The following is a 7,199-nucleotide window of genomic DNA, read 5'->3' on the forward strand; positions in this document are numbered from 1 at the left end:
CTGTTGAAATGAAATTGATTTGAGATGTGTAGTATGGAGTAATACGTTTTAGTACCAAACTTGTTTAACCTGGCTAAACCGGCAAGCTGATTTTGGTACTAATTCATCCTCCTGGACAGTTACCAATAGAAGTTTTGGTAATGCCCTGACAAAATACGATACATTCCGTAAATTATATTTCACACATATTAAATTATTACCTTGTTGCATCAATACTTTTTTAGATGCCTTGGATTTGTTTATAGGTAGAACATAAACAAACTTTAAAGTTATCTAATTTTTGAGTAAATAATAATTCCGCATTTTGAAATTGCATCTTGCAATATGCAATGCAACGAAATTTATCTAAATATGTTCTCTTTAACTCATTGAATTTTCTATTTAATTTTATCCTTTTTGATTGGTACGAGCTTTGCATTAGTCGGTAACCTATTAAATTTATTATTACCTTAGAAATAATAAAAAGTAATTACAGAGGCACTTTATGAGATCTCCATTAATAAACTCAGCTATTGTAGCGGCAACTTTTTCAGCCAGCCTTATTATCAACAATGCTTATGCTGGTCTTATATTTTCAGAAGACTTTAGCGGGCTAAGTACTGCACTTGAAAACTCACTAATTGTTGATTGGCAAGACTCTACTGGTGGTGGTTTTGAAGTTTATCCCACTGGTGGTGCAGGGGCTCGAGGTATGAGCGGTATGTTTGATCACGATAATAACCCTTCGACTGCTGAAATCGTGTTACCTGGTGGTCTTGAAGTTAATGATACTTCTGGAGATGTTCTTTTAACTGCTACTTTTAGTCTAGGTTCAACTATAAATGCAAATCAACTAGGATCTCTTTCATTTTTTGGTGGGGTGAGAGGTGGAAATGCAACTGGTGCAACTATTGAAATTTTCAACTTGACCGAAGGTATATCTTTAACGGGCGTTTTAGTTCCAACACTAGGTTCATTTAATTGGATATATAATGAATTCAATTTTTCATCAACAGCAGCGAGTATTGGTGATCAAATTCAGTTTCGTTGGGAAGGTGGGGGAACTAATTCAGCTAATGGGCAAGAAGTGGCTTTAGTCTCATTTTCAATTATTGATGATCCCGCTGCCGCTGCCTCGGTATCTGAACCATTTACACTTTATATCTTCGCATTAGGAATCATAGACTTAGCTTTACGTCGATTTAAGAAATAATCTTAATAATTTTTAAATTAAGCATTTAAGAAAACATCAATTGTCATCGTTGGTGTTTTTCCATTCCTGGTAATTGGTAATTTAGATTTTTTAATCAGTAAACCATCACCATAGGACACTTGAGCTTTTGCTATACCAATTAGTATAAGTCTTCAGGTATTTCAGCTAAGCATTTAACACTACTAGTGTCAGTTTTAGTACCAAACTTGTTTTACCTGGCTAAACCGGCAACGACATTTTGGTACTATTCTATGCTCCTGCAGCCATTGCCAGGAGAAATTTTTGGTACTAATCAGTTAAAATGTCGAGTGCTTGCTGTAATCCCTTTTGTTGCTGCTTTATGTTTTTTATTTCTTCAAGTATATCTTCTAGCCTCTCCAGCTTCCTTTTGGTCTTCCTTAAATCATTAACAACTGATACGTGATTAACAATTGCTTTCTTTGCTGCACCAGCTGCGGTTGCTTCGCTGTAATGTTGCTTCAGTTCGTCAATGAACGCTACGAACTCAGACTCTGATTCATTTATTTTGATTAACATGATGAATTCCTTTTATTTTTCCTGTGGTTAAAGTTCTAACAATTGACGGTATAAGGTCTTTTTGTTCATGAAAGGTTAAGTGCAGACCTACTCTCTTAACTTTAACTACTTCCTTTTTTATGGCATCAGCTTCGTTAGCTGCCTTTGCTTTCGCTACTAATGCTCTAGTCTCATTCATTAGTTCTTGAAGTTCTTTTTCAATCTCAGTGCTGTCTAGCTCAGGTATAGTATTCATGCTCAAAGTTCCTTGATAGTGTCAATTTAAGAAGTACCCGTTTCGTAGAAACATAGGGGTGCGCGCTTAATTTGATGCTAATCAAACAGAGTGAGAGAATAATTTTGTCAATGAAAATCAAGGAGTGTCTGAGGTTATTTTCGTGTCTTTGAAAATGTTCTTAGAAACCTTTATTTTACTTTACTAAATTAGGCTTGAAGCTCTTTGGAACCTTCTTTTGAACTTTTTCTTGTTCGTTTTTTTTTATTGGTTTTGGTAGCGAACGATGAGGACGAGGGCGAAGCCTGAGCAACGAGGAGGAGAAGAGAGCGGAAAACCCCCGTCATGTATTACGGGGGTAGATTCCACCAAACTATGCGGCCTTGGCTCAAAGTCTCTGTTTTAACAGCTTTTATTTTTTGTATTTGAATGGTTAAATTTTCGCTTTCTAGGAGAAACTCTAGCGACTATCGGTACTTGGGAAAAATTGCCATGTTCAACTACAATAATACTACAATCACAATGTATATAAGGATGTTTGCATGCTCCCCCTCTTACCTGATCGAATATCTCAACTCGGTAAAAAACTTATTAATGGTAGTATCAATATAGTTGAACTTGATGAGTATAAATCTTTACTAGAACTTGCTAATGCAATTATGAAAGTTCATAAAATGAGAGCTCAAGCAGTGAGTGGCTAAAATAGCTGATACTGATTATTAGGAAGCACTTAATAAGATCTCTGAATTAAAGGGAGCTACTGCTATTGATGTAGTCCATTTTATTCTTCAAATTTATCATGTAGCTTATGAGGGAATAACTGAGTATATACTTGCCAAAGTATGTTTAGATTTCTATGTCCTGTGACTTGAGCTACCTCTTCAATGCTATAACCTTTCTCAAATAGCCTAGATGCTCCCTCTCGCCTTAAATCATGATACCTTAGGTCAGTTATACCTAAATCCTTCCTAACACGCTGAAAACCTGCTGTTACAGACCTAGGATTATAAGGAAATATTCTATCATCCGTTTCAGTCTGCTTTTTTACTAAGTCATATGAACCAGCTAACAATGGAACGATCATATGATTACCCTCTTTTTTCCTTGGGTCTTTCCTGTCTCGTACAATTACTGTTTTATGTTCATGGTTTAAGTCTTTCCATTCGATTTTACAAACTTCGCCAATTCTCATGCAGGTGAATATAGAAAAATTAAGAATATCAACAAAGGGAATTTTACTGCCCTGTTTGTCCTGCCTTTCAGTTAATGCTGTAATTAACTTATCGAGTTCATTCTCAGTAGGCCTGCGTGTTCGCTTTTGGCTCTTACCCACTAACTTCATTTCTATTAATACAGGTACAGCATCTTCAAATATTTTCCAGTTGGCCGTTACATCAAAAACAGGTAAAGCTATTTTCATTACACTGCGTAAATATGCAATATCATGATAAATAGTTTCTGCTCCAGCTCCTGCTGCTCTTCGCATTTTACAATGAGCTATTAAGTCACTACTTTTAAGTTGGTTTGATAATATATCTGCAATTGGGCAATCTCTTAGCATTTTCACCACGTATTGCTTAGTTCTTCCAGTAGCCGTCCATAAATCAGCATCATTAAAGTACAGGTCTAATAGTTCGCCAATGGTAATTATTTTGTCTTGTTTGGTTATGCTGTTTAGCTCTGCTGCTTCTTTTTGTATTTTACCCCATGTTTTTGCTAATTCTTTTTTACTGAATGTTCTCGATTCTCTATGTATAATTACACCATTCTTTTTTACGCGAATTGTGCAGCGGTAGCTAAAATCTCCGTTAGCTTTTTGGCGTTTATCAATTGTTACTGAAGCCATTGTATTTTCCTTAATCGTCCTACCCAAAATGGGGCACATTTGGAACACCTTAAACGGAAACCCAACGAAAGTACAGGCGATTCAAGGCGACTTAGAGTATAAATAAATGACTACTAACAAGACTCCAAACCCATACATACCAGGCTCTACAATAGATCACAGGCTTAGTGTTGCGCCTATGCTAGATTGGACCGATAAGCATTCAAGATATTTCTACCGACTAATGTCTCAGCACACTGTACTTTATACTGAGATGGTAACAACTGGCGCTATTTTACGCGGAAAAGGTGATTATTTATCCTATAACGAAGCTGAACACCCTTTAGTTTTACAACTTGGAGGCAGTGATGTGAAGGCGATGACTGAATGCGCCAAAATCGCCGAGCAATATGGTTATGATGAAGTTAATATTAATGTCGGTTGTCCATCTGATAGAGTCCAAAATGGACGCTTCGGTGCTTGTTTGATGGCGGAGCCGTCGCTTGTTGCTGAATGTGTTGATAAAATGCAAGCCGCTACTAATATTCCTGTTACGGTAAAATCACGTATAGGTATAGATGATCTGGACTCTTACGAGTTTTTGCACACTTTTATCGAGCAAGTAGCACAAGCAGGCTGCCAACATTTCATTATCCATGCTAGAAAAGCCTGGTTAACTGGTTTAAGCCCTAAGCAGAACCGTGATGTGCCGCCTTTGGATTATAAGCGCGTCTACAAAATTAAAAATGCTTTTAATAACTTAAACATCTCCATTAATGGTGGCATTAAAACTTTCACTGAAGCTAATTTTCATCTTCAACATATTGATGGGGTAATGATAGGGCGTGAAATATATAACAGTCCCTTTATGCTGGCGGATGCCGATACTGAAATATATCAATCAAATGTAGAAAAGATATCAAGGACAGAAGTCATTGATTTCATGATCCCTTATATCAATAATACAGTTAAGGATGGCGGTAGAGCGTGGCATATATTACGGCATATGCTAGGGCTTTGTAATGGTTTAGTTGGCGCACGTAAATTCAGACAGCACTTAAGTGAGTGTGCAGGTAAAGATGGCGCAGACGGTCAAGTACTGCTTGATGCATTTAATAAGGTTACTTTACCTGAGTAACCCTCTTAAGGTCTCGATATTGGGAATTTTTGTCCCGATATTGAGAGGATTAAAATATAACAAAACAAGCCATTCGACTAAATAATATTACTTTTAACCTTTAAATAGTGTTTATAGCCACCAACCAACCGACTCTCAATAGTTCATCTTATAAAAACTTATGCATTAAAACTAAATCAGTTGTAATTTCAAACAGTTAAAAATTAAATATAACTTTGGCACAACCTTTGTAACACTTATTGCAACTTAGTAATAACTACAAACATTTTTGCATAAATTTTAAATTTAATTATCGATGCAAAAACACAAGGAAAGACCATGTTAGATTTAAACACGTTATTCATATTAACCATGATACCAGCTTCAGCTATGCTACTTATTTCGATGGTTGTTGGTGCTTTTGAACCATAAGTCTGTGTTGGGATGACGAACATTAAGTCATAACTAGTCTAAGTAAGTTATCTCTTAGCTTGTAGGATCTGAAAAATCAGTTATGACAAGTAAATTTAGTACTTCATCCATCAAGTTTTTATTAAAAAAACTATTATCAATAATGAAGGCCGTATAAGTATCATCGTTACTCTGTTGTAAATGGAAGTACAAAAATTAGAACTTAATAATATTACCAATCCTATATATAAGCACCGATCAAACAGATCGATAAAATTCGTATAGAGTTAACTAAACTATGTCGAACGACCAACTTACCTATAACACAAAGAAAAACCCCTCTATTTAGAATACGTCTTTCGATTTTTTCTCAGTAGATATATAAACCTAGTAATGTACTGCTTCCCTCACAAATGCACTTACCTGCAACACAAGCACACAACCATAGATGGAACTACGCTTCAGCATCCCCGTTAGAGAAGCTCTAGACAGTGGTAAATCTGGACACGTACTTGCTTAATAGAACTTGAGCAATATCTCGCTGCGCTCTCACGTGTGAACTCCCATACATTCATTATCACTGGCACAACTGCGTTTCACTTATGAAGCACTACGGCATTGAAGCTGAATGGGATCAGGTGCTCCAATAGCCCTATTACAATTTTTTCAAAATTCAAATGCAAAAAAGCCCGTTACTTTCGTAACGGGCTTCTCGTGTGCCGAAGTACAAAATAGAAGTTTAGCAATATCTTACTCTTACATGGGCATGTCTAATATCAGTCACACTACCATCGGCTCAACCGCGCTTTTAAAAACCAAGAATGCAAAAAAGCCCGTTACTTTCGTAACGGGCTTCTCGTGTGCCTAAGCACAAATTAGAAGTTTAGCAATGTCCTACTCTCACATGGGAACTCCCACACTACCATCGGCGCAACTGCGTTTCACTTCTGAGTTCGGAATGGGATCAGGTGGGGCCACAGCGCTATGGTCGCTAAACAAAAAGGGTACAATCTAGAAATTTGATATAAAAAGTTTTACAAAAGCGGTTCAAGTAACACGTAAGTACGTGATTTTTCTTTATTTATGTCAGTCTTCATACAACTTCATAGTTCAAAACTACTTGGGTGTTGTATGGTTAAGCCTCACGGGCAATTAGTATCAGTTAGCTCAATGCCTCGCAGCACTTACACACCTGACCTATCAACGTTGTAGTCTCCAACGACCCTTTAGGGGACTTAAAGTCCCAGTGAGAACTCATCTCAAAGCCTGCTTCCCGCTTAGATGCTTTCAGCGGTTATCAGTTCCGAACGTAGCTACCGGGCAATGCCATTGGCATGACAACCCGAACACCAGTGGTTCGTCCACTCCGGTCCTCTCGTACTAGGAGCAGCCCTCTTCAATTCTCAAACGCCCACGGCAGATAGGGACCGAACTGTCTCACGACGTTCTAAACCCAGCTCGCGTACCACTTTAAATGGCGAACAGCCATACCCTTGGGACCGACTTCAGCCCCAGGATGTGATGAGCCGACATCGAGGTGCCAAACACCGCCGTCGATATGAACTCTTGGGCGGTATCAGCCTGTTATCCCCGGAGTACCTTTTATCCGTTGAGCGATGGCCCTTCCATACAGAACCACCGGATCACTATGACCTACTTTCGTACCTGCTCGACGTGTCTGTCTCGCAGTTAAGCTGGCTTATGCCATTGCACTAACCGTACGATGTCCGACCGTACTTAGCCAACCTTCGTGCTCCTCCGTTACTCTTTGGGAGGAGACCGCCCCAGTCAAACTACCCACCAGACAGTGTCCCCAAGCCCGATAAGGGCCCTAGGTTAGAACATCACGCATACAAGGGTGGTATTTCAAGATTGGCTCCACCACATCTAGCGACATGGTTTC

6 protein-coding genes and 2 rRNA genes are annotated in these 7,199 nt (G+C 38.3%); 3 read left to right on the forward strand and 5 right to left on the reverse strand.

Annotated features, from left to right (window positions below; genetic code table 11):
• Positions 1 to 484 precede the first annotated feature (484 nt).
• Positions 485 to 1,192, forward strand: coding sequence for a hypothetical protein (locus HRT50_RS16910; protein ID WP_291616652.1), 708 nt, complete (start codon positions 485 to 487; stop codon positions 1,190 to 1,192).
• 288 nt (positions 1,193 to 1,480) lie between these two features.
• Here the strand turns inward: HRT50_RS16910 and HRT50_RS16915 are convergent, their stop codons facing one another.
• On the reverse strand, positions 1,481 to 1,729 hold the full coding sequence (locus tag HRT50_RS16915; RefSeq protein ID WP_291616654.1) for a hypothetical protein: 249 nt from the start codon (positions 1,727 to 1,729) through the stop codon (positions 1,481 to 1,483).
• A complete protein-coding gene (locus HRT50_RS16920; protein ID WP_291616656.1) occupies positions 1,710 to 1,964 on the reverse strand; it encodes a hypothetical protein in 255 nt (84 codons plus the stop codon). Before HRT50_RS16920 ends, HRT50_RS16915 begins: the two co-directional genes overlap by 20 nt.
• A 521-nt stretch (positions 1,965 to 2,485) precedes the next feature.
• On the opposite strand from HRT50_RS16920, the gene HRT50_RS16925 reads away from it, so the two are divergent.
• Positions 2,486 to 2,644 carry a hypothetical protein gene (locus HRT50_RS16925; RefSeq protein WP_291616657.1) on the forward strand — a complete coding sequence of 53 codons (159 nt, stop codon included), beginning with the start codon at positions 2,486 to 2,488 and terminating at the stop codon, positions 2,642 to 2,644.
• Between the two features lie 80 nt (positions 2,645 to 2,724).
• On the opposite strand, the gene HRT50_RS16930 is transcribed toward HRT50_RS16925, so the two are convergent.
• Complete coding sequence (locus tag HRT50_RS16930; protein ID WP_291616660.1) at positions 2,725 to 3,789, reverse strand: site-specific integrase; 1,065 nt, start codon at positions 3,787 to 3,789, stop codon at positions 2,725 to 2,727.
• A 106-nt stretch (positions 3,790 to 3,895) separates the two neighbouring features.
• On the opposite strand from HRT50_RS16930, the gene dusA reads away from it, so the two are divergent.
• Positions 3,896 to 4,906, forward strand: coding sequence for a tRNA dihydrouridine(20/20a) synthase DusA (gene dusA, locus HRT50_RS16935; protein WP_291616662.1), 1,011 nt, complete (start codon positions 3,896 to 3,898; stop codon positions 4,904 to 4,906).
• Positions 4,907 to 6,177: 1,271 nt separating this feature from the next.
• Here the strand turns inward: dusA and rrf are convergent.
• Positions 6,178 to 6,292 (reverse strand): 5S ribosomal RNA (gene rrf, locus HRT50_RS16940).
• Between the two features lie 135 nt (positions 6,293 to 6,427).
• Positions 6,428 to 7,199: ribosomal RNA gene (locus HRT50_RS16945) — 23S ribosomal RNA — on the reverse strand; the annotation flags it as partial.

It is taken from the genome of Colwellia sp. (assembly GCF_013215345.1).
GTDB lineage: Bacteria > Pseudomonadota > Gammaproteobacteria > Enterobacterales > Alteromonadaceae > Colwellia.

Coding starts and splice junctions, on each gene's coding strand:
- HRT50_RS16920 (WP_291616656.1), bottom strand. CDS start 1,964: ATGAATACTATACCTGAGCTAGACAGCACTGAGATTGAAAAAGAACTT.
- dusA (WP_291616662.1), top strand. CDS start 3,896: ATGACTACTAACAAGACTCCAAACCCATACATACCAGGCTCTACAATA.
- HRT50_RS16930 (WP_291616660.1), bottom strand. CDS start 3,789: ATGGCTTCAGTAACAATTGATAAACGCCAAAAAGCTAACGGAGATTTT.
- HRT50_RS16925 (WP_291616657.1), top strand. CDS start 2,486: ATGCTCCCCCTCTTACCTGATCGAATATCTCAACTCGGTAAAAAACTT.
- HRT50_RS16910 (WP_291616652.1), top strand. CDS start 485: ATGAGATCTCCATTAATAAACTCAGCTATTGTAGCGGCAACTTTTTCA.
- HRT50_RS16915 (WP_291616654.1), bottom strand. CDS start 1,729: ATGTTAATCAAAATAAATGAATCAGAGTCTGAGTTCGTAGCGTTCATT.